Origin of the sequence: Corynebacterium sp. LK26 (assembly GCF_014335085.1) — a bacterium.
GTDB lineage: Bacteria > Actinomycetota > Actinomycetes > Mycobacteriales > Mycobacteriaceae > Corynebacterium > Corynebacterium jeikeium_D.
In genome coordinates, this window is the sequence record NZ_PDHB01000006.1 from 98,916 (window position 1) to 124,395 (window position 25,480).

General features: G+C 61.7%; 19 protein-coding genes. 8 read left to right on the forward strand and 11 right to left on the reverse strand.

The features are described from left to right. Window positions 1-8: 8 nt before the first annotated feature. Together CRD13_RS06145 and gltB are read right to left on the reverse strand one after the other, a co-directional pair. On the reverse strand, window positions 9-1,550 hold the full coding sequence (locus CRD13_RS06145) for a glutamate synthase subunit beta (protein WP_049172536.1): 1,542 nt from the start codon (window positions 1,548-1,550) through the stop codon (window positions 9-11). Next, window positions 1,543-6,165, reverse strand: a complete 4,623-nt coding sequence (gene gltB, locus CRD13_RS06150; RefSeq protein WP_187401430.1) for a glutamate synthase large subunit — start codon at window positions 6,163-6,165, stop codon at window positions 1,543-1,545. The genes CRD13_RS06145 and gltB overlap by 8 nt, the downstream gene beginning before the upstream one ends. 314 nt (window positions 6,166-6,479) lie before the next feature. Here gltB and CRD13_RS06155 point away from each other — a divergent pair, with 314 nt between their 5' ends. Then, window positions 6,480-7,337 carry an HNH endonuclease family protein gene (locus CRD13_RS06155; RefSeq protein WP_187401423.1) on the forward strand — a complete coding sequence of 286 codons (858 nt, stop codon included), beginning with the start codon at window positions 6,480-6,482 and terminating at the stop codon, window positions 7,335-7,337. A 539-nt stretch (window positions 7,338-7,876) separates the two neighbouring features. Further along, window positions 7,877-9,574, forward strand: coding sequence for an AMP-binding protein (locus CRD13_RS06160; protein WP_187401424.1), 1,698 nt, complete (start codon window positions 7,877-7,879; stop codon window positions 9,572-9,574). 82 nt (window positions 9,575-9,656) lie between these two features. Here the strand turns inward: CRD13_RS06160 and CRD13_RS06165 are convergent, their stop codons facing one another. Beyond that, a complete protein-coding gene (locus tag CRD13_RS06165; protein ID WP_016421787.1) occupies window positions 9,657-10,388 on the reverse strand; it encodes an SDR family oxidoreductase in 732 nt (243 codons plus the stop codon). A gap of 24 nt (window positions 10,389-10,412) precedes the next feature. After that, the gene (locus CRD13_RS06170) at window positions 10,413-11,174 is read right to left on the reverse strand and encodes an SDR family oxidoreductase (protein WP_049193380.1); all 762 of its coding nucleotides are present in this window, start codon (window positions 11,172-11,174) and stop codon (window positions 10,413-10,415) included. Window positions 11,175-11,357: 183 nt separating this feature from the next. Here CRD13_RS06170 and CRD13_RS06175 point away from each other — a divergent pair, with 183 nt between their 5' ends. Further along, a complete protein-coding gene (locus tag CRD13_RS06175) occupies window positions 11,358-13,418 on the forward strand; it encodes an FAD-dependent oxidoreductase (protein WP_070767674.1) in 2,061 nt (686 codons plus the stop codon). 11 nt (window positions 13,419-13,429) lie between these two features. On the opposite strand, the gene CRD13_RS06180 is transcribed toward CRD13_RS06175, so the two are convergent. The 4 genes from CRD13_RS06180 to CRD13_RS06195 form a co-directional block, all read right to left on the reverse strand. After that, the gene (locus CRD13_RS06180) at window positions 13,430-14,092 is read right to left on the reverse strand and encodes a nitroreductase family protein (RefSeq protein ID WP_070767673.1); all 663 of its coding nucleotides are present in this window, start codon (window positions 14,090-14,092) and stop codon (window positions 13,430-13,432) included. 3 nt (window positions 14,093-14,095) lie between these two features. Next, complete coding sequence (locus CRD13_RS06185; protein WP_070767672.1) at window positions 14,096-14,596, reverse strand: methylated-DNA--[protein]-cysteine S-methyltransferase; 501 nt, start codon at window positions 14,594-14,596, stop codon at window positions 14,096-14,098. A gap of 12 nt (window positions 14,597-14,608) precedes the next feature. Beyond that, on the reverse strand, window positions 14,609-15,556 hold the full coding sequence (locus CRD13_RS06190) for an alpha/beta fold hydrolase (protein ID WP_076772871.1): 948 nt from the start codon (window positions 15,554-15,556) through the stop codon (window positions 14,609-14,611). A 109-nt stretch (window positions 15,557-15,665) separates the two neighbouring features. Then, window positions 15,666-16,559, reverse strand: a complete 894-nt coding sequence (locus CRD13_RS06195; protein ID WP_049189821.1) for a cation diffusion facilitator family transporter — start codon at window positions 16,557-16,559, stop codon at window positions 15,666-15,668. Between the two features lie 43 nt (window positions 16,560-16,602). Between CRD13_RS06195 and CRD13_RS06200 the strand changes: the two genes are divergently transcribed. Then, entirely contained in the window at window positions 16,603-19,020 is a 2,418-nt protein-coding gene (locus CRD13_RS06200; protein WP_070547009.1) for an ATP-dependent RNA helicase, read from the forward strand. A gap of 12 nt (window positions 19,021-19,032) precedes the next feature. On the opposite strand, the gene CRD13_RS06205 is transcribed toward CRD13_RS06200, so the two are convergent. Beyond that, the gene (locus CRD13_RS06205) at window positions 19,033-20,199 is read right to left on the reverse strand and encodes a glycosyltransferase 87 family protein (protein ID WP_224783797.1); all 1,167 of its coding nucleotides are present in this window, start codon (window positions 20,197-20,199) and stop codon (window positions 19,033-19,035) included. 84 nt (window positions 20,200-20,283) lie between these two features. Here CRD13_RS06205 and CRD13_RS06210 point away from each other — a divergent pair, with 84 nt between their 5' ends. Then, on the forward strand, window positions 20,284-21,006 hold the full coding sequence (locus CRD13_RS06210; protein WP_187401425.1) for a YggS family pyridoxal phosphate-dependent enzyme: 723 nt from the start codon (window positions 20,284-20,286) through the stop codon (window positions 21,004-21,006). 30 nt (window positions 21,007-21,036) lie between these two features. Continuing rightward, the gene (locus tag CRD13_RS06215) at window positions 21,037-21,423 is read left to right on the forward strand and encodes a Rieske (2Fe-2S) protein (protein ID WP_049172555.1); all 387 of its coding nucleotides are present in this window, start codon (window positions 21,037-21,039) and stop codon (window positions 21,421-21,423) included. A gap of 9 nt (window positions 21,424-21,432) precedes the next feature. On the opposite strand, the gene CRD13_RS06220 is transcribed toward CRD13_RS06215, so the two are convergent. Next, window positions 21,433-22,641: an MFS transporter gene (locus CRD13_RS06220; protein WP_070549591.1), complete on the reverse strand. Its 1,209-nt coding sequence runs from the start codon at window positions 22,639-22,641 to the stop codon at window positions 21,433-21,435. A 106-nt stretch (window positions 22,642-22,747) separates the two neighbouring features. On the opposite strand from CRD13_RS06220, the gene CRD13_RS06225 reads away from it, so the two are divergent. Then, the gene (locus CRD13_RS06225) at window positions 22,748-23,965 is read left to right on the forward strand and encodes a trans-acting enoyl reductase family protein (RefSeq protein WP_049193394.1); all 1,218 of its coding nucleotides are present in this window, start codon (window positions 22,748-22,750) and stop codon (window positions 23,963-23,965) included. After that, the gene (locus CRD13_RS06230; RefSeq protein ID WP_070767668.1) at window positions 23,962-24,813 is read left to right on the forward strand and encodes an SDR family NAD(P)-dependent oxidoreductase; all 852 of its coding nucleotides are present in this window, start codon (window positions 23,962-23,964) and stop codon (window positions 24,811-24,813) included. Before CRD13_RS06225 ends, CRD13_RS06230 begins: the two co-directional genes overlap by 4 nt. 1 nt (window position 24,814) lies before the next feature. On the opposite strand, the gene CRD13_RS06235 is transcribed toward CRD13_RS06230, so the two are convergent. Continuing rightward, complete coding sequence (locus CRD13_RS06235) at window positions 24,815-25,150, reverse strand: YciI family protein (protein WP_049189837.1); 336 nt, start codon at window positions 25,148-25,150, stop codon at window positions 24,815-24,817. Window positions 25,151-25,480: the final 330 nt, after the last annotated feature.

Below are 25,480 nucleotides of genomic sequence, written 5' to 3' on the forward strand. Positions count from 1 at the left end.
ACCAAGGTTTACAACTTAATTGGAGCATCCTCCGGCTCGACAGCGCGCGGCAGATTGGACTCGCCCATCAAGTACTGGTCCACGGCCTCGGCGCAGGCGCGACCTTCGGCGATAGCCCACACAATCAAACTGGCCCCGCGGCCATTGTCACCGGCCACGAACACCGGACCGTCGAAGTTCTGCTCGATGTCGCTGCGCACGGCGAGGTAGTCGTCGTCACGCATCATCACACCGCGATCGTTGAACTGAATCCCCAGCTCATGGGGCAGACCGCCGCGCTCCGGACCGGAGAAGCCCAGCGCGATGAGAACTAGGTCGGCATCGAGTTCGAAATCCGTGTCCTCCATGGGCACGCGCTTGCCATCGATGACCTCGACCTCGTTGGCGGACAGGCCGGTCACGTGACCGTCCTCGCCGTGGAAGGAGACGGTGTTGACGTTGAAGACGCGCTTGCCCAGGGTCTCGCCGGTGACGCGAGCGTTAAGGCCGAGCGCCTCGGTAACCTCTGGCGGTTCGGAACCGGTGATGGTGTACTCACCTTCTTCGTGAGCAGTCGCCACGCGCCAGACCAGCGGGTACATCGGCCACGGAGTCGACGCCGCACGGGACTTCGGTGCACGGGGGCGAATATCGAACTGCGTGACGGACGCCGCTCCCTGGCGCAGCGCGGTACCGAAGCAGTCAATGCCGGTGTCACCGCCGCCAATGACAACGACCTTCTTGCCCTTCGCATCAATCGGCGGGGTGTCGAGCTCGCCTGCGGCAACGCGGTTGGCACCCGGCAGGTACTCCATAGCCTGGTGAATACCCTCCAAATCACGGCCATCGACAGGCAGGTCGCGGGCCAGTGACGCGCCGGTAGCTAGGACCACTGCATCGAATTCGGCCAGGTCAGCAGCCGTCGGTGAGATGTTGGTGCGGAACTCAGTGCCCTCGATTTCCATCTGCTCGAGACGACGGTCGAGGAAACGCTGCTCCATCTTGTAGTCCGGCACGCCGTAGCGCATCAGACCACCAATCTTGTCGTCGCGCTCGAAGACCGTGACATCATGCCCGGCGCGAGTCAGCTGCTGTGCTGCAGCAAGGCCCGCCGGCCCGGAGCCGATGACAGCGATGTGTTGGCCGGTGTCGAAAGTCGGCACAATCGGCTGCACCCAGCCCTCATCGAAGCCGCGTTCAACGATGGCCAGCTCGATGTTCTTAATGGTCACGGCATCATCATTGATGCCGAGCACACAACCGCCCTCACACGGTGCCGGGCACAGGCGGCCCGTCCACTCCGGGAAGTTGTTGGTGGCGTGCAAGCGCTCGAAAGCCTCGTGCCAGCGGTTCTGACGAACCAGGTCATTCCACTCCGGAATGATGTTGCCCAGCGGGCAGGCCGAGTGACAAAACGGCACGCCACAGTCCATACAGCGGGTCGCCTGCTGTTGCACCTGCTCGTTGCTAGCCTCCTCATAGACCTCTTTCCAGTCCATCAGACGCAGCGGAACCGGGCGATGAGCAGGCTCTTCGCGCTGGAATTTCATGAAACCCTTCGGATCAGCCATTGGTTACTGCCTCCATGATTGCCTCGTTGATGTCAGCGTCGTTGTCCTTTGCCTTCGCGACTACGTCGAGAATTCGGGCGTAATCACGCGGCATGATTTTGATGAACTGTGCAGCCGGGAACCGAGTCTTAGAACCCGTGAGCTTGCGGTGCTTCGACAGCGTGGCCTCCAACCAGCTGATGTCCTCATCATCGAGCGGCACAATATCGACCAACTCGGTGTTGATGTTCGCCCGCGTCGCCTCGTTATCCAGCAGGTAAGCGATACCGCCACTCATACCGGCGCCGAAGTTGTGACCGACCGGGCCCGCCACTACGACGCGGCCACCGGTCATGTACTCACAACCGTGATTACCGATGCCCTCGACCACGGCCGTAGCACCGGAGTTACGCACGCAGAAGCGCTCACCGACAGTGCCGCGAACGAAGATTTCACCGCTGGTGGCACCAAAACCAATGACATTGCCGGCAATGGTGTCGGTAGCCACATCCGCGGTCGGCGGGGCCGAACGTGAAGGTCGGACCACAATCTTGCCGCCGCACAGGCCCTTGCCGACGAAGTCGTTGGCATCGCCCTCCAGCATGATGGTCACACCGGCCGGCAGGAACGCGCCCAGCGAGTTACCGGCGGAACCGAGCAGGTTGACGACGATGGAGTCGTCGGCAAGCCCCTGCTTACCTGCGACTTTGGTGACTTCATACCCCAGGCGCGTGCCCACGGAACGGTTCACATTGCTGATGGCGTGGTGCAGCGATACCGGTGTCGGCGCCAGCCCATTCGCGCGCGCCGTACGCAGCGCGGGCTGCGCTTCGTCGATGAGGCGCTCGTCCAACGCGCCCTCAAGGCCGTGGTCCTGCGCCTTAGTGCAGTAGGAATCCTGGTCCGCAAAGAAGGGGCTTTCGGCAACGTGCAGGATTCGCTCCAGGTCAAGCTTTGCGACGCGCGGAAGGTTGCCCAGATCCTTGCGCGGACGCAGGCACTCGGCATGTCCGACCGCTTCGTCGATGGTGCGGAACCCCAGCTCAGCGAGGTATTCACGGACCTGCTGGGCGATGAAGGTGAAGAAGTTGACCACGTGCTCGGCACGGCCGGTGAACTTGCTCCGCAACTTCGGATTCTGGGTGGCAATACCAACTGGACAGGTGTCCAGGTGGCAGACGCGCATCATGACGCAGCCCTCAACCACCAGCGGAGCGGTGGCAAAACCAAACTCTTCAGCGCCCAGCAACATCGCGACCACGACATCACGACCGGTCTTGAGCTGGCCATCGCACTGCACGCGGATGCGGTCGCGCAGCCCGTTGAGCATCAGGGTCTGCTGGGTTTCAGCGAGCCCCAGCTCCCACGGACCGCCAGCGTGCTTGAGGCTGGTCAGTGGCGAGGCACCAGTGCCGCCATCGTGGCCGGAGATCAGCACGACGTCGGCATGCGCCTTCGACACGCCAGCGGCGACAGTACCCACACCCTGCTCGGAGACGAGCTTGACGTGAATGCGGGCGCGCGGATTGGCGTTCTTGAGGTCGTAAATGAGCTGCGCCAAATCCTCGATTGAGTAAATGTCGTGGTGGGGTGGCGGCGAGATCAGACCCACGCCCGGGGTAGTGATGCGGACTTCCGCGATCCACGGGTAGACCTTGTTCGGTGGCAGCTGGCCACCTTCGCCGGGCTTTGCGCCCTGGGCCATCTTGATCTGGATGTCGGTGCAGTTGGACAGGTAGTGGCTGGTCACACCGAAGCGGCCCGATGCGACCTGCTTGATGGCAGAGCGTTTCCAGTCGCCATTGGCCTCCATCTCGAAACGGTCCGGATCCTCGCCGCCCTCGCCGGAGTTGGACATGGCGCCCAGGCGATTCATGGCGATGGCCAGCGTCTCGTGAGCCTCCGCGGAGATGGAGCCGTAGCTCATCGCACCGGTGGAGAAACGCTTGACAATGCTGGAGACCGGTTCGACCTCATCAATGTCGATAGGCTCGCGGTCGGAGGCGAACTCGAGCATGCCGCGCAGGGTTGCCAGCTGCTTGGTCTGCTCATCGACCTTGTTGGTGTAGTCGCGGAAGACCGCGTACTGACCAGTGCGGGTGGCATGCTGCAGCGTGTAGATGGTCTCCGGGTTGAACAGGTGGTACTCGCCTTCGCGGCGCCACTTGTACTCGCCGCCGAGATCCAGCTCGCGGTGGGCCTGCTCTTCCGGACGCGGCAGGAATGCGCTGCGGTGACGAGCCGCAACATCTTCTGCGACCTCGTCGAGACCGGTACCTTCCAGCGGAGAAACAGCTCCGGTGAAGTACTCGTCCAGGAACTCCTGCGACAGACCGACGGTGTCGGCCAGCTGAGCGCCACGGTAGGACTGCAGTGAGGCGATACCCATCTTGGACATGACCTTCAGCACGCCCTTAGAGGCGGCCTTGCAGTAGTTCGAGCAGGCCTGATCCAGCGTCAGATCACCAAGCTGATCCTTCATGCGCAGCTCATCGATGGTTTCGAAAGCCATGTACGGATTAATGGCATCGGCGCCAAAGCCCAGCAGCATGGCCATGTGGTGCACCTCGCGGGCGTCGCCAGCCTCAATGATGAGGCTGGCGCGCGTGCGAGTGCGCTCCTCCACCAGGTGGTGGTGGACCGCAGAGGTCAGCAGCAGCGACGGGATGGGGGCAAAGCGCTCATTGGACTCGCGGTCAGACAGCACAATCAGTCGGGCACCACGGTCGATGGCCTCAGAGACCTCACGGCGGACACGACGGATAGCGTTGCGCAGGCCGCGGCCACCGCGGGCGACCGGGTACAGGCCGGAGATGACCTCGGCACGGAACTCGGAATACTCCTCGTTCTTGCCCGCCTGGCACAGGGTGACAAAGTCGTGGTTGTCCAGGATTGGATGCTCAAGCCGTATGCGACGGGCGGCATCGGCGGTGGGCTCCAGGATGTTGGTCTCTGCACCCAGCAACGTATTCATGCTGGTGATGGACTTTTCGCGCAGCGAGTCCAACGGCGGGTTGGTCACCTGCGCGAACCGCTGCGAGAAGAAGTCGAACAGCATGCGAGGGCGGTTGGACAGTGCCGCAATCGGCGTGTCTGCGCCCATCGAACCCAGGCCCTCCGCGCCGGTGAGTGCCATCGGGCGGATGATTAGGTCAACGTCTTCCTCGGTGATGCCGAAGACGCGCTGCCGCAACACCGCGCGGGCATGCGGCATGTACTGGTAGCGCTCTCGTGGCAGGTCGGTGATGTCGACCAGGCCCTCTTTGATCCATTCCTCGTATGGACCGGTGGCGGCCAGCGTGGACTTAATCTCCTTGTCCTCAATAATGCGACCGGCCTTCATGTCCACCAGGAACATGCGCCCCGGCTGCACGCGCGTGCGCTGCACAATCTGCTCCGGCGGGATATCCAGGACACCAGCTTCGGAGGCCATCACCACCAGGCCCTCGTCGGTCACCCAGATGCGCCCCGGGCGCAGACCATTGCGATCCAGGGTGGCACCGATGACCTGGCCGTCGGTAAAGCAGATGGCAGCGGGGCCGTCCCACGGCTCCATCAGGCAGGCGTGGTACTCGTAGAACGCGCGAACCTGCGGGCTGAGGTTGTCGTCGTGCTCCCAGGCCTGCGGAACCATCATCATGACCGCATGCGGGAGACTACGACCACCGAGATGCAGTAACTCCAGGGCCTCGTCGAAACGCGCAGTGTCAGAACCGTTGGGGTCGCACACCGGCAGCGCGCGGTCGATGTTGCCCAGCTTGCCAGAGCGAATCAGCGACTCGCGGGCGCGCATCCAGTTCTCGTTGCCGCGCACGGTGTTGATTTCGCCATTGTGAGCGACGTAGCGGTACGGGTGTGCCAGCGGCCAGGACGGGAAAGTGTTCGTGGAAAAGCGCGAGTGCACGATGGCGAGCGCGGAAGTGACTTCCTTCTGCTGCAGGTCAAGGTAGAAATCCTTCAGCTGCGGAGTAGTCAGCATGCCCTTGTAGACGATCGTGCGGCTGGACAGCGACGGGAAATACACGGTGTCGCCCCCAGAGCCCTCACCGGCACCCTGTTCACCCAGCTCTCGCTCGCAGCGCTTACGCAGGAAGAACATCTTGCGGTCGAGATCGATATCGCTTAGCTGGCGCCCCTCGTAGTTCTTCGCGGTAACGAAGAGCTGACGCAGCACCGGCATAGCCTGGCGAGCCATCTGACCAAGCCCGTCAGCGTTAATCGGCACATCGCGCCATGCCAAGATCTCGATGCCCTCTTCGGCGCAGATATCTTCAATAGCCCGGATGGCATCGAGGGTGGCCATGCGCGACTGCGGCAGGAATGCAATACCGGTGGCATAGGTGCCAGCCGGCGGCAAAATAACGCCTTCCTTGCTCAGCTCAGCACGGTAGTAGGCATCCGGAACCTGAATGAGAATGCCGGCACCGTCGCCGGTGGTCTTCTCAGCGCCGGCGGCACCGCGGTGGTCGAGGTTGACCAGTGCCTGAATGCCCTTTTCCACAATGTCATGGGTCTGGCGACCGTAAATGTCGGCAACAAAGGCCACGCCACACGCATCATGTTCGTTCGACGGGTGGTAGAGACCTTCCCTCTGAGGACCACGAGGCAATGTGGTCGCTGCTTCGGTCAGAGTCATGGCTGTCTTAGCTGTCATGGCTGTTTTCCCCTTGTAGGTGCAATGTGCCAATTGGGGGACACGGGTTATCTATATTTCCAACTGTTTTAACAATGCACTTTCATCTAGGCGTATTGCAATACGTATTTAGGGAACTAGCTATATTTACCCACCCCCGAAGGAGCTAGAACACCCTTCCCGTTCGACTAAAACCGGGCTTTTACTACCCGCTTTAACGCCATAACCCCCTAATCGAGCTACCACCCCCACTAACTACGCACAATTGTTCGATTCTTTAGCAAACCTCCCTCCATACCCAATCCGCCCCCACCGCTATGGTTAGCTCCATGCTCGCCAACCGTCGTTTCCGCTCGCCACTGCAGGGCCTCGCCCTCCTTATCAGCGCAGCGATAATCCTCAGCGGCTGCACGGCTCCCACAGCCCCCACTCCAGAGAGCCAGTCATACAGTCCGGCACCGGCACCCGCATTTACGCCCGAGCCAGAGGAACCCGCGCCCGAGATTCCCGAAGCGCCCCACGCCCCCGCCGCCCCGGACACCCCAGCGCCCGGCACATCGCCTATCGACGGCATCCGTAGCGCCCTCAACCAGCTGGAGGTAAAAGGGCGCGCACCGAAAACCGGCTATGCGCGCGATGAGTTCGGGCAACGTTGGAGCGATGACGTCTCTGCCGAGTTTGGGCACAACGGATGCGACACGCGAAACGATGTTTTGAATCGTGACCTTATTAATAAGGAGTACAAACCAAATAGCCACGATTGCGTCGTGCTTTCAGGGCAATTACTGGATCCCTATACCGGCACGATGATTGAGTTCCAGCGTGGCCGCGATACTTCTTCTGCCGTTCAAATCGACCATGTCGTAGCCTTAAGCGACGCCTGGCAAAAGGGGGCACAGCAACTCCCGCCCGAGGTTCGGCAGGACTTTGCCAATGACCCCCTCAACCTCTTGGCCGTCGATGGCCCCGCCAATCAACAGAAGCGGGATAGCGATGCCGCATCCTGGGTACCCGCCAATAAGCCATTTCGCTGCCAGTATGTCGCTCGCCAGGTGGCAGTAAAACAGAAATACCACCTGTGGCTCACACAGGCGGAGTACGATGCCATCGACCGTTGGCTCTCCACCTGCACACCAGAGGATGAGCCCGCACTTGCCGCCCTAACCCTGAATTAGGGCAACTTCCTCCGGCGCTCACCGATGCCACACACCGAGGCTCAAGCCGGCGAATATGCCACCTATTCAGCTACGCGCTCGCAACCTCCCTCCCCTCTCAGTCGCGAGCATTTCATTTTTCCTGAAGATTCTTAGCCCCTAATTTCTGGGGGCGACCGCCATTCACTTACGGCCCACCCCCTTCAAACAAACCAACCGAAAACCCCTGGATTCATAGAGTTATATACGTCAGTACCAGAATTGAATTCGTTACCACAGTGTTATCATTTCGTTATATTCACTGCTTCCTGTCGGTTTATAACCGTTTGATAACACTGTATCCTCGAGCCCGTACGCGAAAAGGTATCCGTCGTAAAGCATTGCGCACGCCGACTGCGTATTTTTACTTTTCTTCGTGGAAACTACTTTTTGACGCGGCACAGGTTTGTTAAAGTCTGGTTGTTACAAAAACGCACTATCGTGACTGATGGTGTCAATGTGACTGAAGAGTCGCTTGGCGCTATTAGCCGCTTGTCCATCACCTTGGAGGATTCTCACCCATGGCAGCTGAAATGAAGGCTCCGCAAGTACCACTTGGGCTGCAAATCAAGGCTTTTGCCCAGTCGATTCCACCGCTCCTGCGTACCGGCGCCCTGTACATGACTCCGAAGACGGCGCCGAAGGTCCTCGATTACCTGCGTCGCCTGAAGTTCTCCGTCGCCAGCCTGATTTCCATGGGTGCGCTGCGCTACCCGGATCGCCTCGCCCTTGTCGATGATGACGGCGAACTGACCTATTCTCAGCTGCTGGACAACGCCCACGCCCTGGCTCGTGCCTTGATGGACCGTGGCATGACTCAGAAGTCCAGCTTCGGTGTTATCGCACGTAACGGCCGCGGCATTATTCTGCCGATGGCTATCAAGGGCTTCATCGGCTCCGAAATTATGCTGATGAACATCGGCTCCGGCCCGACTCAGATTCGCGGCGTCGTTGACCAGAATAAGGCCAAGTTCCTGTTCGTCGATGACGAGTTCCTGGGCAACCTGCCAGAAGACCTCGACGATGTCACCGTCGTTATTACCTCCGTGACCAAGCCGGAGACCCGCAAGAACGCGGGCAAGAACTTCGTGTTCATGGAAGACCTCATTGAAGAAGGTCGTACATCGAACGCCAAGCTAGATCCGAAGCCGGAGCAGGGACGCATCATCATCATGTCCTCCGGCACCACCGGCATCCCGAAGGGTGTCCTGCGCAATGAGCCCAAGACACCGGCAACCGTGGGTGCAATCGCCGATCGTATTCCGTGGCGCCGCAACATGGTCATTCACCAGTCCGCATCCATGTTCCACGCCTGGGGCTGGGCAAATGTGCTGATTGGCATGGCTACCGGCTCCACCATTGTCACCATGCGTGTCTTCGACCCGAAGAAGGCTGTTGACCAGTGTGAACAGTACGGCTGTAACGGCATGATTTCCGCGGCCTTCTTCCTGCGCCAGATCAAGGATGTTCTGGATGAGGAGCCGAACCGCAAGATTGGCCCGTTCCGCTTCATTGTCTCCTCTGGTAACGCCATCCCGGGCTGGCTCGTCTCCGCGCTGACTCACCGCTTCGGTCCGGTTATCTGTAACTTCTACGGCTCCACCGAGGCCGGCCTGTGCTCCATCGCATCCGGCGCGGACCTCGCAGCCCGCCCGGACTCCGCAGGTCGCCCGGCAATTGGCGCCAAGGTTCGCATCCTGGGTGACGACGGCAAGGAAGTCGAGCCGGGTGAGGTTGGCATGATCCACACCGCTCAGGAGCTCTCCTTCATCGGTTACCTGAACAAGAAGGACAAGTTCACCACCGTCGATGGCCTGTTCCAGATTGGTGACCTCGGCCGTATCGACCAGGACGGCTACCTGTACATCTGTGGTCGCTCCGACGACATGGTGATCAAGGGCGGCGAGAACGTCTTCCCACGCGAGGTCGAAGAAATTCTGGGCCCGGTGCCGGGCATCGCCGATGTCTTCTGCCACGGCAGCAACGAAAACGACGAGATTTTCGCTGACCTGTTCCTCTACGTTGTCCGCGAGGACAATGAGGCCGGCAAGAACCTCACCGAGGACATGCTGCGCGAGTACGTCCGCGAAACTCTGGCCGAGCACTCCACTCCGGACCGCGTCTTCTTCGTCGACTCCCTGCCGCGCAACGCCATCGGCAAGGTTGTCCCGCGCGAGGTCAAAGCAATGCACGAGCGCCTGAACCTGGACGCTCAGTAAGAAGCCTGCACACGAAAGTGTGCCCACCGGCTATCCGCCTGGTGGGCACACTTTTTGCTTATCTTCGCTACCTTTTACACGGCTATCCGCGCGGGCGCACCTGGATTTCATCCACGTTGGCATCCGCTCCGGTATCAACGGCCAGACGTACTGCGGCTGCGATCGATTCAGGCCGCATGAACTTCGTTCCGTCGTAACGCCAATCCGCATCATCGCGGTGCCAATTCGACTGCAGCTGAACCTGCATATCGGTATCGACGCGCCCAGGGTGCACGGAGCTGACTCGTACCGCGCCACGCTCTTCCTCGCGCAGCGCATCGGTGAAGGCCCGCAGCGCGAACTTCGACGCTGCATACGGTGAAGTACCAGCTGAAGCGCGGAATCCCGAGCCCGAGTTGATGGTTACCAGCGTGCCCTCCGCCTTGCGCAGCGCTGGCAGCAGCTGGCGTGTCAGGTCGGCGACGGCGACGACGTTGATGTCCATAATTCGCGACCAGTCCGCACGCGAAACCTCCGCCACGTCCCCATCGACGTACACGCCCGCCGAGTGCACGAGCACATCCAGCCCGCGCCCACCGAGCGCCTCCAACAGCTTTGCCACTTCCGCGTTTACGGCGTCGGTATCACCCAGATCAGCAACGAATACGCTTGCCGACGGCAACTGCGACGCCACCTTCTCGGCAGACTCAGCACTGGTAGCGCCCACAATGACATGGTGGTCACGGGAGAGATCCTTGGCGACCGCCAGGCCAATACCACGGCTTGCACCCGTGACCAGGGCAATCTTGGTGTCAGCGGCAATATCGATGCTCATGTACGGCTCCTCTATGTAGTCGGTTTACTTCTTCGGCTTCGCGCCGCCCACCTGGTCGATGGGGGTCACCTGCAGGAAGTCAATGTTGACGCGCTTCGGACGGGTGGCCGCGAACACAATGATGTCGGCAACATCATCGGCGGTCAGCGACTCAACGCCATCGTAGACCGCTGCGGCCTTGGTCTCGTCGCCGTCGAAACGCACGAGTGAGAAGTCGGTATGGACGCGCCCCGGATCGATTTCGGTGACGCGCACGCCATCGGCAGCAACCTCTTGACGCAGGACTTCCACCAGCGCGCGCTCAGCGTGCTTGGCTGCGTTGTAACCGGCGCCGCCGGTGTAGACCTGACGGCCGGCAATCGAGCCGACGGTGAGCACAATGCCGCTAGTGGACTTCAATGCGGGCAGCAGCGCGCGGGTGACGCGCAGGGTGCCCAGCACGTTGACCTCGTACATCCAGCGCCACTTTTCCTCGACAGCGCCTTCAACCGATTCCATGCCCCAGGCGCCACCGGCGTTGTTAACCAGCACGTCGACGCGCGGTTCGGCCTTAGCCAGCGCCGCCACATCGGCGTCAGAGGTGACGTCAACCTTGTAGACCGTCGCTTCACCACCGGCAGCGCGAATCTCCTCCGCGACAGCCTCCAGCTTGTCCTCGCGGCGGGCTCCCAGCACAACGCGGAAACCTTCAGCTGCGAACTGCTTGGCAGTGGCTGCACCAATACCGGAAGAAGCACCGGTAACTACAGCTACTTTCTTGCCATTAGTTGAAGTTTCAGAGGTCATGGGGGCTCAACTCCTTGCTACATGCGTCTACTAATATTCCCGACTGTAGTCATACGACACCCTCCTGCGCCGAAGACTGCGCGTGCTTTACACCTGATGTTCCACGTGAAACGTATATAAAACTGTGCCGGAATTTTTCCGATTCACCTCATACACAGCCGCTAAAACCGCGATACTGGTTGCATGTCTGACCAGCCTCACTTCCCACATCTTCTCTCCCCTCTCGACGTCGGTCCTCTAACTCTGCGCAATCGCATCATCATGGGCTCAATGCACTCCGGCCTGGAAGATCGCACCCGTGATATCCCCAAGCTGGCTGCCTACCTTGGTCGACGCGCCGAAGGTGGCGTGGGGCTCATCGTCACCGGCGGTTATGCTCCCAACATCGAAGGTTGGCTGACTCCGGCCGGTTCGATGATGGCGTCGAAGCGCATGGCGGACAATCACCGCCGCGTTACTGACCTCGTGCACTCCCACGGCAGCCACATCGTGCTGCAGGTGCTGCACGCCGGTCGTTACAGCTACAGCCCGCTGGCCCGCTCCGCCAATACCGGTCAGTCGCCGATTAGCCCGTTTAAGGCTCATCGCCTCACCGGCTTTGATGTCTCGCGCACTATCGGCGCTTATGTCCGCGCCGCGAAGCTCGCGAAACGTGCTGGTTACGACGGCATCGAGGTTATGGGCTCCGAGGGTTACCTGCTCAACCAGTTCCTGGCCGAGCGCACTAACCACCGCTCGGACAACTGGGGCGGCAGCGCCGAGGCTCGCATGCGCCTGCCCATCGAAATTGTCCGTCGCATTCGCGCCGAGGTGGGCGAGGACTTCCTGCTGCAGTACCGCATTTCGCTGCTTGACCTGGTGGAAGACGGCCAGACTTGGTCAGAGACCACTGAACTCGCGCAGCGTCTGGTCGAGGCTGGCGTCGATGTCTTCAACACCGGTATCGGCTGGCACGAAGCACGCGTCCCCACCATCGTTACGTCCGTGCCGCGCGCCGCATTCACGGACCTGACGGGTCGTCTCCGTTCGCTTGTCGACGTCCCGGTGGCAGCCTCCAACCGAATCAACCGCCCCGAGGTTGCGGAGAAGATCCTCGCTGACGGCAATGCGGACCTGATTTCCATGGCCCGCCCACTGCTGGCTGACCCAGACTTCGCCATCAAGGCGGGCGATGGTCGAGCTGACCAGATCAACACCTGTATCGCCTGTAACCAGGCCTGCTTGGACCACACCTTCGCGGCCAAGCGCTCCACCTGTTTGGTCAACCCAAAGGCGGCTTACGAAACCGAGCTGGTATCCGTGCCGGTGTCAAAGGACAAGGCCAAGCGCGTCGCCGTCATCGGCGCTGGTGTGGCTGGACTCGCTTTCGCGGAAGCCGCAGCTCAGCGCGGTCACCACCCGGAGATCTTCGAAGCCGCCGACCAGATTGGTGGCCAGTTCAACCTCGCCGCAAAGATTCCGGGCAAGGAGGACTATGGCGAGACGCTGAAGTACTTCTCCCGTCGCCTGGAGGTGCTCGAAGTTCCGGTTCACCTGAACACGCGTGCCGACGTCGACGAGCTCAAGGCCAAGTTTGACCACGTGATTGTGGCCACGGGTGTCACCCCGCGTATCCCGGGCATTGACGGTATCGACCACGAGAAGGTCATTCGTTACGACGAACTGCTCTCGGGTGCGAAGCAGGCCGGCAACAAGGTGGCCGTCATCGGTGCTGGTGGTATCGGTGTGGACGTGTGTGAATACCTCACCCGCAAGCCGAACCAGACCATCGAAGCCTGGAAGGACGCCTGGGGCGTCGGTGACCCTGCGGAGTTCCGCGCGGGTCTGACCAAGCCGGGCACGGTCTCTGGCGCGGCTGAGGAGTTTGAGGTTGAGCGCGAGGTGCACCTGCTGCAGCGCAAGACCTCCCGCATCGGTAAGGGCCTGGGCAAGACCACTGGTTGGGTTCACCGTGCGGAGATCAAGAAGGCCGGTGTCAAGCAGTACACCGGCGTCACCTACAACCGTATCGATGACGAGGGCCTACACATCACCATCGATGAAAAGCCACAGGTCATCGCGGTTGACAACGTGATTGTCTGTACTGGTCAGGTATCCAATCTGGACTGCCTGGGCGGAAAGAATCGCGAGAGCGTCACCGGCGATAACTCCAATGTCACCATCATCGGCGGCGCGGACGTGGCCGCTGAGCTGGACGCAAAGCGTGCCATCCGCCAGGCCGTTGAGGTAGCGCTCGCGCTGTAGGGCTAGGGCTGCTACGCCTCGTAGCGGTCGGTGTAGGCGCGCTGCTCGAACTCGAAACGGCCCGGGTGAGCCGGGAACTCACCCGGGACACCGATGGCCAGCAACAGCGCTACCGCCACATCGGTGTCACCGGCACCGATAGCTTCCTTGACCTTCTGCTCACTAAAGCCCGTCATCGGGGAGCTAGCCCAACCAAAGGCGCTGGCAGTGACCATAGCGAAAGAAGCGGCAATCATGGCGTCGCGGATTGCGAACTCGCGGGAGAGCCCCTTTTCCTCGCGGGCCTCATGGAAGGAGGTCATCGAGGCCTCCCGCTCAGCAGCGGCGACTTCGTCCCACAGGCCAGTGGCCTTGTTGGCCTCAACCAGGCGCGGAATACCGCGCTTCCAGCCGGTCGGCTCACCAATGAAGGCGAGCAGCAGCGGCGCATTGGCAACCTGCTTCTGGCCACCGGCAGCTTCCACTACCTGCTTGCGCACCTCAGGGTCCTCGATGCGCACAATCGCGCGGGACTGAATGTTAAAGGCGCTGGGAGCTTCCAGAGATAGCTCCAGGAGGCGGCGCACGTCAGCGTCGTCAAGCGGTTCGTCAGCGTAAACGCGCGTGGCACGGCGGTTGCGGATAATGTTCTCAAATTCGGTGGCGAACTGGTCGCGCGGAGAATGCGAAGTCATGCATTAAAGAATAACTGTTTGCCAACCTTCGAGTTCGAGCAGCCAGCGCTTCATTTCGCGGCCGCCGGCATAGGATCCGAAAGACCCCGCTCCCCCACTGGCGGGCACCACGCGGTGACAGGGAATCAGAATGCCCAGCGGATTGGTGGCACAGGCCGATCCGGCAGCTCTGGCGGCACGGGGTGACCCGGCCATTTCAGCGAGCTCACCGTAGGTCACAACCTGGCCATACGGCACGTCGCGCAGTGCGGTCAGCGCACGAGCGCGGAAAGAATCCTGGGTGAATATGTCGCAGTCCAGCGGCAGCGCAAACTCGCGGCGCTGCCCGGCAAAGTACTCGCGGAACTGCTGCGCTGCCTGTTCCGCCACCGCCTGCGCTTCGGGGTCGGCGGCGCTGGGGTCGTCGTCAAGCACGGGACCTAAGAGATTGACTTCGACGACCCCGCGAGCGGAGGTGGCGATTCCAAGCGCGCCGAAAGGCGTTTCTACCTGGGAAATCGCCATAAAACCTCCTACTTAGTCCTTGTTGGTCTGGAACCAGTCCAGCAGCTCGTCCCACTCCTTCTCGTGACCGGAGCGGAAGTAACCACCGTACCCCACACCCTTGCCGCCAGCCGGCTGAGCCTGACGCTTTTCAATCTTTTCAGCAGAGCTCATCACATTGGTAATCAGGTCTGCCGAGGACTCCTCAGTCCAGTAATCATCCGGAACGCGGATGGACAGGAACGGCTGCGGAGCCTTGGAGAAGCGATTAGCGAAGTCGAACTCGGAATCGTCGAAGAAGTAGCCTTCCTTGCGAGCCCAGCGCGCCCACTGACGCATGACACCGTTCGGTGGCTCAACAGCCAGACGCCACGCCGACGCCGGAATGTGGCCAGTAATGAAACCGCTTATCGGGCCCAGAATGTTAAAGATGAAGAATGCGCGGACCTTGCCCGCCACGGACGGCACCTTGGAAATACGCATACCGCGGCAGTTGACCAACGCCGCTGCGTCATAGGTGCCCTCGGAGCCGGCGTAGACGATGCCGTGACCACCAACCGCGTGGCCGACAGCGAAGTGCGGCACGTCCGGGTAGGTCTCCTTGGCCCACTCAATCACACCCGGAATATCCTTGGTGATCCAGTCCGACATCCGGATGTCTTCATTGTTCTGGTCAGTCTTCAGAGCGGACTGGCCAATTCCGCGGTAGTCATAGGTGATAACGCCGTAGCCCTTTTCTGCCACGGTCTCAGCGAAACGGTGGTAGAAACCCTGCGGCACACCGGTACCGGAGTGAACGGTGATGATGCCGTTGGGAATGTTCTCTGGGTTCTCCTTCGGGCGGAACATGGTTCCGCGCAGCAGGACGCGGTCATTAGCCGGAATAATGATGTCCTGCCGAGGGCACGGCTCCGGCAACTTCGGGCTCTTCGCGGAAAAACGGCTATCCCCAGTGGAAGTGGTTGAGGCTTCGGAGGTCATTTATGCAGTTCCTTCGAGTGGACTTAAACAGTGCATGATTTTGTATACACAATCTTAAAGTGTAAGGCTCATCACTTTCAGCGCTTTCGTGGAATTTGCCTCACACGCGTTACAACTGCACATCCCCATAGGCGCGTTCGTCCTCAATTGGCTCCAGATGCGAGGAGATATGCACACCTGGGAAACGCTCCCGCAGCTCATCTTCCATCGCGGTAAGCACATCGTGACCGCGCTCCACGCTCCACGCGCCCGGCACCAGCACATGAAACTCAATGAACTTCTGATACCCCGACTCGCGAGTGCGGATTTCGTGGACGTCGATGCCACGACTCCGGTCACGGTGCGAGGCCAAAATCTCATCCACCGCCACGCGGTCGTCGCCCTCCATGGCCTTGTCCATCAGGCCGTTACCGGAATCGCGCAGCAGCTTGTAGCCGGTGACCAGGATGTTTACGGCCACGGCCAGCGCGATAATCGGGTCGAGCCACCACAGGCCGGTAGCCCACACCAGAGCCACACCCGCCAGAACGCCGGCGGAGGTCCACACGTCGGTCATCAGATGCTTACCGTCGGCGGTCAGCGCCAGGGAGTTGTGGTGGCGCCCGGCCTTAAGCAGAACCAGCGCCACCGCACCATTGATCACCGAGGCAATTACGGTCACGACGAGGCCCAGGCCAATCTGCTCAATCGGCTGCGGGTTCACCAACCGCTCGATGGAGACATAAATAATGGCCGCCGCCGCCACGAAGATCATGGCACCTTCCAGCCCGGCCGAGAAGTACTCTGCCTTGGAATGGCCGAACTCATGATCGCGGTCCGCGGGCCGCGCGATAACCTTGAGCACGATAATTGCGACAACTGCCGCAACCAGATTGACAATCGACTCCGTCGCGTCGGAAAGCAGGCCCACCGATCCGGTTAGAGTGTAGCCCCAAAACTTCAGCGCGATGGTGACGACCGCCGCCCCCACTGAAAGCCAACCAAAACGAGATAAGTCCTGCATATGCGGGCACTTTACCCGCCTTTCCGGAGTTACTACCAGTTCTATGAGCACCGATTTCCAGTTCAATTTGCAGAACATTTCTGCAGGCCTGCCGTTCGCGTCGCAGCTCGCCTCGCTTGCCGACGCCGTGCGCGACCACGACGTAGTAGTCCAGGCCCCACCGGGCACCGGCAAAACCACGTTGGTTCCACCGGCGGTGGCCAACACCCTGGGTGGCCGCATTGTGGTCACGGCTCCCCGGCGCGTGGCGGTGCGCTCGGCGGCGCGGCGGTTGGCGCAGTTGTCGGGCACGAAGCTCGGTGAGGAAGTTGGCTACTCGGTGCGTGGCGACGCAAAAGTTTCCCGCACCACCCGCGTTGAGTTTGTCACTCCCGGTGTGCTGCTGCGCCGACTGCTGCGCGACGGCGACGTGGATGCCAGCGCGGTGCTCATCGATGAGGTGCACGAGCGCGGCTTGGACACCGACCTGGTGTTGGCGATGGTGCGCGACTTGCGGGATATCCGCGATGACCTGCGCATTGCCGCTATGTCGGCAACGGTGGACGCGCCGAAGTTCGCGGCCTTGCTCGGCGGCTCCACCCCGGCCCCCATTGTGGCGGCGGAGGCGGAGATCTTCCCGCTGGACATCCGCTACGCGCCCTTTCCGCAACGGCTGGATGCACGCGGTGTGACCGACGACTTCCTGCAGCACGTTGCCGCCCAGGCCAGCACACTCACGGAAGAAGCCGCCGGTGATGTGCTGGTTTTCCTCCCCGGCATCCGCGAGGTGGAACGCTGCGCGGGTTATATCGCGGATTCCTCGGAGGTGGCGGTGCTGACGCTGCACGGCCAGCAGAGCTCCGAGGAGCAGGACCGCGTGTTCCGTCGGCAAGCGGATGGTAGACGCGTAATTGTGTCCACCGCGATTGCGGAATCATCCGTGACTGTGCCGGGCGTGCGCGCCGTTGTCGACGCCTGCCTCGCGCGCGGACCGCGACTCGACATTGCGCGTGGCTTCTCCGGCCTGGTCACCAGCTCGTGTGCGCAGTCCTCCGCGAACCAGCGCGCTGGCCGAGCGGGACGTGAGGGCCCGGGCATCGTGGTGCGCTGCGTCTCCCAGTCGGAATTCGCGTCCTTTCCCGCCTGGCCCGCGCCGGAAATCGAGGTCGCCGACCTGACCCAAGCGCTCCTCGACGCCGCCGCGTGGGGCACGCCGGGGATGCAGGGACTGAAGCTTCTCGACGCCCCACCACCCCACCACGCCGAGGCTGCAAACCGCATTCTCGCTGGCCTGGGCGCTGTTGATGAGGCCGGTGACATCACGGAACTCGGCCGCACCCTGGCTACCCTGCCGGTGCATCCGCGCATGGGACGCGCGCTGCTGACCGCCACGGCCATGATGCCGCAGCACGCCGACGCGGTCGCACGCGCGGTGGAGAAACTCACCGATGCCCGCGGCTTGGCCAAGCAGGTGCGCCGCATTGAGCTGGATACTGAAGCCCCCGCCAATCTGCTGCCCTCGGACATCCCCGCGCTGGTCACGGCCCTGGCGTGGCCGGATTTCATCGGGCGACGGCGCAGTGCGAGTTCCGACGAGTACCTTTTCACCGGCGGCACCGCAGCGGAACTCGCCCGCGGTTCTGACCTGCGCGGCCACGAGTGGATTGCGGCCGCCGACATCTCGCGGCTCTCACACGGCCGCGCGCTCATCCGCGACGGCGAGGCAATTGACCTGGAAATCGCCATGCTCGCCGCCGGCCACCTCGCCCACACGGAAACCACGGCGCGCGTCGAACAGGGCCGCGTTCGCGCCCGCGAGCGCGACCTGCTCGGCGCCATCGAGCTGTCCTCCCGCCAGGTCTCCCCGACGCCCGAGCAGTGCATTGCCGCCAACTCCGCCTGGCTTGCCAAAGCGCTTGCCGACGCCTCCCCCAGCCTCGACCGCGACACCGAACAACTCCGCCGCCGCATGGCCTTTCTCCACACTCATCGCGGTGCCCCATGGCCGGATGTCTCCCCCGCAGGGCTCGCGGCCCAGGCCGAGCTCCTCTTTGCTGGCGAGCTGGACCGCCCGACCCCACCCAAGCTAGATGCCGAGCACCTCCGCCGCCTGCTGCCCTGGCCGGAGGCTTCGGACTTCGACCGGCTGGTGCCCGAACGCCTAGAGGTCCCCTCCGGTTCGAAGATTCGCCTGGAGTACCCGGAGGACCCCACGAACCCTGAGGCAAAGATTGTGCTCGCCGTGAAGTTGCAGGAGTGCTTCGGCCTGGCGGAGACCCCGCAGGTATTGGAAAAGCCGGTGACAATGCATTTGCTGTCACCGGCTCAGCGACCACTCGCGGTCACTCAGGACTTGGAAAGTTTCTGGAATGGCGCCTACGCACAGGTTCGCTCCGAGATGCGGGGCCGTTACCCCAAGCACCCGTGGCCGGAGAACCCGTGGGAGGAGCAGGCTACTGCGAGGACGAAGCGTCGTCGTTAAGCAAGCCCGTCGTTAAGCAGCTGCCTGTGCCCGCACGCGACTGGGCTTGCGCCAGAGGTAGATTGCGTAGCCCAGGCAGGTGAAGAAGAGCACGCCCCCCATGATTCCCTGCATGTTGCCGTAGAACCACTGCCCCACATTGGCAGCGTGGCCGAAGTCATTGCCCACGAACACCTTGTACGGTGCCCACCAGTGGGCGATCATGAACAGGACACCGACAATAATGTGCCCAATCTCGCGGACGAAGAGCACCAGCGGCACGAAGACCATGACGATCGACCAGTGGTGGCTGACCGCGTATGGCCCGGCGAAGCTGACCGCCAGCGCAACGAAACCAAGGGCTGCGACATCATAGCCGTTGCGGTGGTAGATCCACGCCACGAAAGCAGCAGCGATGGCACCGATGAGGAAGAAACCGTAGATGCCAATATCGAGCGCGGTACCCTCCACCCCGGCGCGGGCGAGCAGACCACTGAACGCCTGGTTGGCCTCATAGGTCGGGGCGCCACCGCGGTTGCCGGCGAAGAACTCATCGGTCCAGAAGTAGATGGACTCCTTAAAGCGCACGGCGAAACCAATGGCGACGGTTACCAGGAACCAGCAGAAGCTCTTGGCCACGGCCGCAAAGTCACGGCGCATGAGGAACACCAGCGCATATGCCGCGGGGGTGATCTTAATTCCCGCCGCGATACCCACGCCCAGTCCACGCAGTTTCTTGGGCAAAAAGCCCAGCACATCGGAGACCACCAGCAGCGCGAGGAAGACGTTGATCTGCCCGAAGAGCACGTTGGCGCGCAGCGGGTCGAGCAGCATCACAACACCGAGCACGCAGGTAGCCATCAGCTTCGGACGCTCAGAGCCGAGACGAGTGAAGACCATCCACAGCATCGCCCACACCACCGCCAGCGTGGCGAACGTCCAGATGATCTGCAGGGTCACCGGCCCCGCCCAGGTCAGCGGGTAAAACAGCAGCGCCGCAAACGGTGGGTAGATGAAGCGGAAACCCGATCTGGTGGGAAACTCTGGTGAGTAGAGATCCTGGTCTCGTCGTAGTGCCCAGCCGGCGTCTTGGAAGACCTCGAGGTCCATCATGTAGGCAGTTGCCGCAAGATAGATGAGGTCGATGACAACGACCAGCGACACCAGCCCAAATACAATTGCCAAGATCCGTCTCTGCATGACGGAAAGCGTCGAGAGTCTGTCCATGAGCATGATTCGACACTACCGCACAGTTCTTCCTACTCAGGCCTTAGAGTGGGAGGTATGTTCGTGGAAAACTATCGCAAGGTTCGCTCCGAGATCGACGACGCTTGCCGACGAGCTGGGCGCCAGCCCTCCGAGGTCCGCCTGCTGCCCGTCAGCAAGACTGTGCCTGTCGACGCCCTGGTGGAATCCTGGCCGGAGCTCGCAGCAGCCGGCTGCGCTGGCCTGGCGGAAAACCGCGTCCAGGAAGCGGTGGCCAAGGCGGAGGCATTCCGGGAGGCCTTCGGCGACAAGGCACCACATATGGCCATCATTGGTCCACTGCAGACGAATAAGGCCGGCCACTTAGTCAGCTGTGCTGATGAGTTTCAGGCGCTGGACCGCCCGAAGGTGGCCGGAGCACTGCAGCGTCGCTTGGCCGATTCCGAGCGCACGCTCGATGTGCTGATTCAGGTCAATGCCTCCCGCGAGCCGCAAAAGTCGGGTCTGGCGCCGAGCCACGCGGCGGAGTTTGTCCGCATGTTTGGCCCCGATGGCGAATACCCGAACCTGCGTCTGCGCGGGTTTATGACCATCGCGGCCCAGAATGATCCGAATGTGCGCGAGACCTTCGCGGAACTGCGGGAGCTGCGGGACAGTCTGCTCGGGGATTTGCCGGAGGGTGTCAGTCTCGACGAACTGTCAATGGGTATGTCCGGCGACTACCGCGAAGCCATCGCCGAGGGGGCGACCACCGTACGTGTGGGGCGCGCCATCTTCGGTGAGCGCTCGTACCGGAAATAAAGGTAACGAAAGAAAGGTAATCTCAGTGCCATGAGTTCTGATGTCTCCCCGTGCTCCCGTCGTCGTTTCCTCCTGGGAACTGCCGCCACTGCAGCTGGCGCACTCGTAGCCGCTTGTGCACCAAAGTCTGCGGTGGAGAAGGTTGACGCTGCCGACATTCCGGTTGGCGGCGGTGTGGTGATCGGCAATTACGTCGTCACGCAGCCGGAGGAAGGCAAGTTCGCCGCTTTCTCCAGCTCGTGCCCGCACCAGAATGGCCGTATCACTGAGGTCAGCAATGGTGTGATGATTTGCCCGAACCACAACTCTCACTTTGACATTGCTACTGGTGAGGTTGTTTCTGGCCCGTCGCGTAAGCCCGCTGGCCAGGCATCGCTTTCAGCCGAAGGCACTGAGCTGATTGTGGGCCAGAAGTAGGTTTATCTTCTACCGCCGCGGCTTCAACCCCGCCACAGCACACGCACCAGCGATGAAGGACAGCGCCACCAGCCACGGAATCAGCCCTGCCCACTCGAAGCGACTGAACACCATGCCGGATACCCAACCGACAATGGACGAGCCCGCGTAGTAGCTGAACAGATACATCGATGACGCCTCGGCGCGGTCGCGCTGTGCCACCAGGCCCACGCCGGACGAGGACAGCGAGTGCGCCACGAAGAACGATGCCGTGAACACGAGCACGCCCACGATCAGCGCGGACAACCACGGCAGCAGCGCCAGCCCCAGGCCCACGCACGCGGCCAGAGTCGCAATGGCGATGAGGCGACGGCGGCTCACCGTCTTCGCCCACACACCCGCGCGTGCCGACGACCACGTGCCCGACAGGTAGAGAATAAATACGAACCCTGCCAGTGCCGGGGAGAGCCCGAACTTATCGCCCAGTCGGAAGCCCAGGTAGTTGTACAGGGAGACAAACGCTCCCATAAACAGGAACGCCAGGGCGCACAGCGCCAGGATGCGCGGGTCGCGCAAGTGTCGCGCAATGGCCTGCCCCTCCCCTGCAAACGACAGTTTCTTCGGCTTAAACCTGCGCTGTTGCGGCAGGAAGTACCAGGTCAGAATGGCGAAGATGAACGCCACCGTCGCCGAGACCGCAATCGCCACCCGCCAGGAGGCGAACTCCAGCACAATGGACGGAATGATACGGCCGAGCAGGCCACCGACCGTCGTGCCCGAGATATACAGCCCCATCACGCGACTGACGTGGTCGGCGTGGACTTCCTCACTGACATACGCCATAGCCACTGCGGGCACACCGGCAATGACAATGCCCTGCAACAGGCGCAGCGCAATCATCGAACCGATGCCCGGCGCGATTGACACCACGAGCCCCAGTAGCGTTGCCACAAATGCGCTGATGACGATGACGCGCCTGCGCCCAAAGCGTTCCGACAAAATGGACACCGGGATAATCGCACAGGCCAAGCCACCGGTGGTGGCGGATACCGTCAGCGCGGCGGTGGCGGGGTCGACCGATAGCTCGTCGGAAAGCGTGGGCAGTAGCGCCTGCGTTGCGTAGAGCGCTTGGAACGATGCCAGGCCAGCGAAAAGCACAGCAATAAGCGCGCGACGGAATCCGGGATCTTCTGGCCGCAGTCCTTCGATCTGTTCGGGGTTTTCGTTAGCGCTAGTCACTTGTCCTACGTTAGCCCTCCCTCCAAACCCCTCGCTGAATACACGGATTCAGAAAACCTTTTTAATTCGCCCGCGGTATCGCTTTCGTTTTATTAGTTTCGTAGGCATGACTACTTCTTCCGCACAGCCACAGAGTCGCAACCACGACCGCGAGTACGACATCGTCGTCTACGGTGCCACGGGTTTCGTGGGCCGCTTGATTGTGGACTATCTGGCTAAACACGCCGGTCAGACGAAGGTGGCGCTCGCAGGCAGGAACGCCCAGAAGCTTGCCGACGTCGCGGAGAACGCAGGCGTATCGGACTGGCCGGTCATTGTTGCGGATGCTGCCGACCAGCCGGCGGTGGCTGAGCTTGCGGCCAGTACAAAGGTGGTGCTGACCGTTGTGGGGCCGTATGCGAAGTACGGTCGCACCCTGGTGGCCGAGTGCGCCAAGGCCGGTACTCACTACGTCGACCTGTGTGGCGAGGTGCTGTTCGTCCACGACTCCATCGCGAATAACCACGAGGTGGCACAGCAGACCGGAGCGAAGATTGTTCACTCCTGCGGCTTCGACTCGATTCCTTCCGACGTCGCTGTCCGCGAGCTCCACGAGGCGGCCCACACCAAGCTCGGTGAAACAACCCTGCTGTTCAAGCACGTCAAGGGCGGTGTCTCCGGCGGCACTATCGATTCGGTCCGCGTCCAGCTTGCACAGGCCAAGAAGGACCCCAAGCTGCGTCGCATCATCGCCGATCAGTACGCCCTGGCTGAGCCGGGTCCCGACCAGGGTAAGTTCGGCGTCGACCTGCGCCCGGCGCGCTTCCGCCGCCACTGGCGAGCGCCCTTCTTCATGTCGCCGTTCAACACCCGAATTGTTCAGCGCTCGGCGATGCTGGCGGATTACGGTGATTCCTTCCGCTACCGCGAGCTACTCAATGTCGGCCGTGGCCCGAGGGCTTTCGTCCGCGCAAATATTTTTGCGGCTGTCTGCAGGTTGGCGCTGGCGGCGATGGCGTTCGGGCCGACGGCCAAGCTCATTGATAAGAAGCTGCCGAAGCCGGGTGAGGGCCCGAGCGCTGAAGAACAGGCCGAGGGTCGCTTCACCATCGAGGCCTACACTGTCGATACCTCCGGCATTCACTGGCGTTCCAAGGTGTCTCTCGAGGAAGACCCGGGGTACGCAGGCACCGCGATTATGATTTCCAGCGCCGCCCTCGCACTCGTCCACGACGATCTGCCGGACGCTACCGGCGTGCTCACTCCTACTGTCGCGCTTGGCGACGCCCTGTCCCGCCGTCTCCGCGCGGGCGGCATGACCATTGAGGCGGTGCAGGCTCGATGACTGATGGCCTGACCGGTGCTTTTGCGAATCTCACCCGCGGACCGAAACTGCCGAGTGTAGGTGGCGGCCGTGCGTTAGTGACCGGCGCTTCCTCCGGCATCGGTTGGGCATGCGCGGAGGCACTGGTCAAGGACGGTTTCGAGGTCGTTGGCACGTCCCGCAGGGGCGCCGAGGCGCCGCACCCCGAGGGCGTGCAGATGGTGGCACTCGACATGTCCAGCGCCGACGACATCGCTGCTGTGGTCGCCCACGGGCCTTACGACGTCGTCGTCGCCAACGCCGGTGAGAGCCAGTCGGGCGCTTTCGAGGAGCTACCCCGCGAGGCGCTTGAGCGTCTCTTCCAAGTCAATGTTCTGGGGCAGGTGGAGCTGTTACAGCAGCTGCTGCCTGGCATGCGCGAGGCCGGTCGTGGCCGAATTGTGCTGGTTGGCTCGATGCTCGGCGGGTTGCCGCTGTCCTACCGTTCTTCCTATGTGGCGACGAAGGCCGCTATCCGCGGCTTTGGGCTTTCGTTGCGCGGTGAAGTCGCGCAGTTCGGTATTGGGGTGACGGTTGTCGAACCGGGTGCCATCAACACGGGGATTTCTACACGTCGGACGACGTATGGCGATGAGGGCTCCGTTTACGCTGCTGATGTCCACCGCATGCTGACGAAGTTGAACGCCAATGAGGAAGATGGCATTCCCGCTTCGGAGATTGCTGAGGTGGTTATGCGCGAGGTGACCGCCGAGCGACCTTTGGCTCTGGTGGCGCGGGGGTCGTCGGCAAGCGTTGCAGTGCCCTTCATGCGGCGAATCCCGACGCAAGCGATGTTGACCATCATGCGCCGGGTGCACGGGCTGCGGTGAGTTAATCGGCGACGGCGCGCATTTCGACTGCCTGCGCGCACGCCTCCGCGGCTTCGTGGGCTAGATTGATGGCCTCTTGCTCGTCTGCGACTTGGACAATCCAAAAAGCTGACGGGAACGTCATCGCGTTGTAGTACGGCAAATCGCTGTGCGAACCATCCGGCAGCACCGTCATGGCATCCTCCGGTGGAACCAGCCCGCCGGACATAACCCAGTGGCCTTCGTCCTGAAGCTTCTGATTGAAGCGTCCAATCCGTTCAAAGGCAGCGTGCATTTCCTCATCAGAGTCATACGCGTTGATATCTCTGCGGCCATGGACCGTGAAAAAGTACTGCACACCAAGCTCCTGAGTTTCGTTTTGCTAAGTGTAACAGATTGCGCGGGGCTGGAACCGGGAATCACTAAACACGTGCGACTTAACAGGGGTAACCCCCAAAACCTAACCCAAGTACTTTGCTACCCTTAAGCAACTCGGGTTAATGCTGTTCCTTGCAACGAGATTCGATCTCCTCCATCGACATCATGACCTTTCAAACCCATGTTCCTCCGGGCTCTGTGATAGACTCTCGACTGAGAACCAATCCTCAGTAAGGACCGACTCGTTAGCGGTTCCGATTGCTCCTTAGGGCCCTTCGGGGCCCTAATTTTTTGGAGTTTTACATGCGCT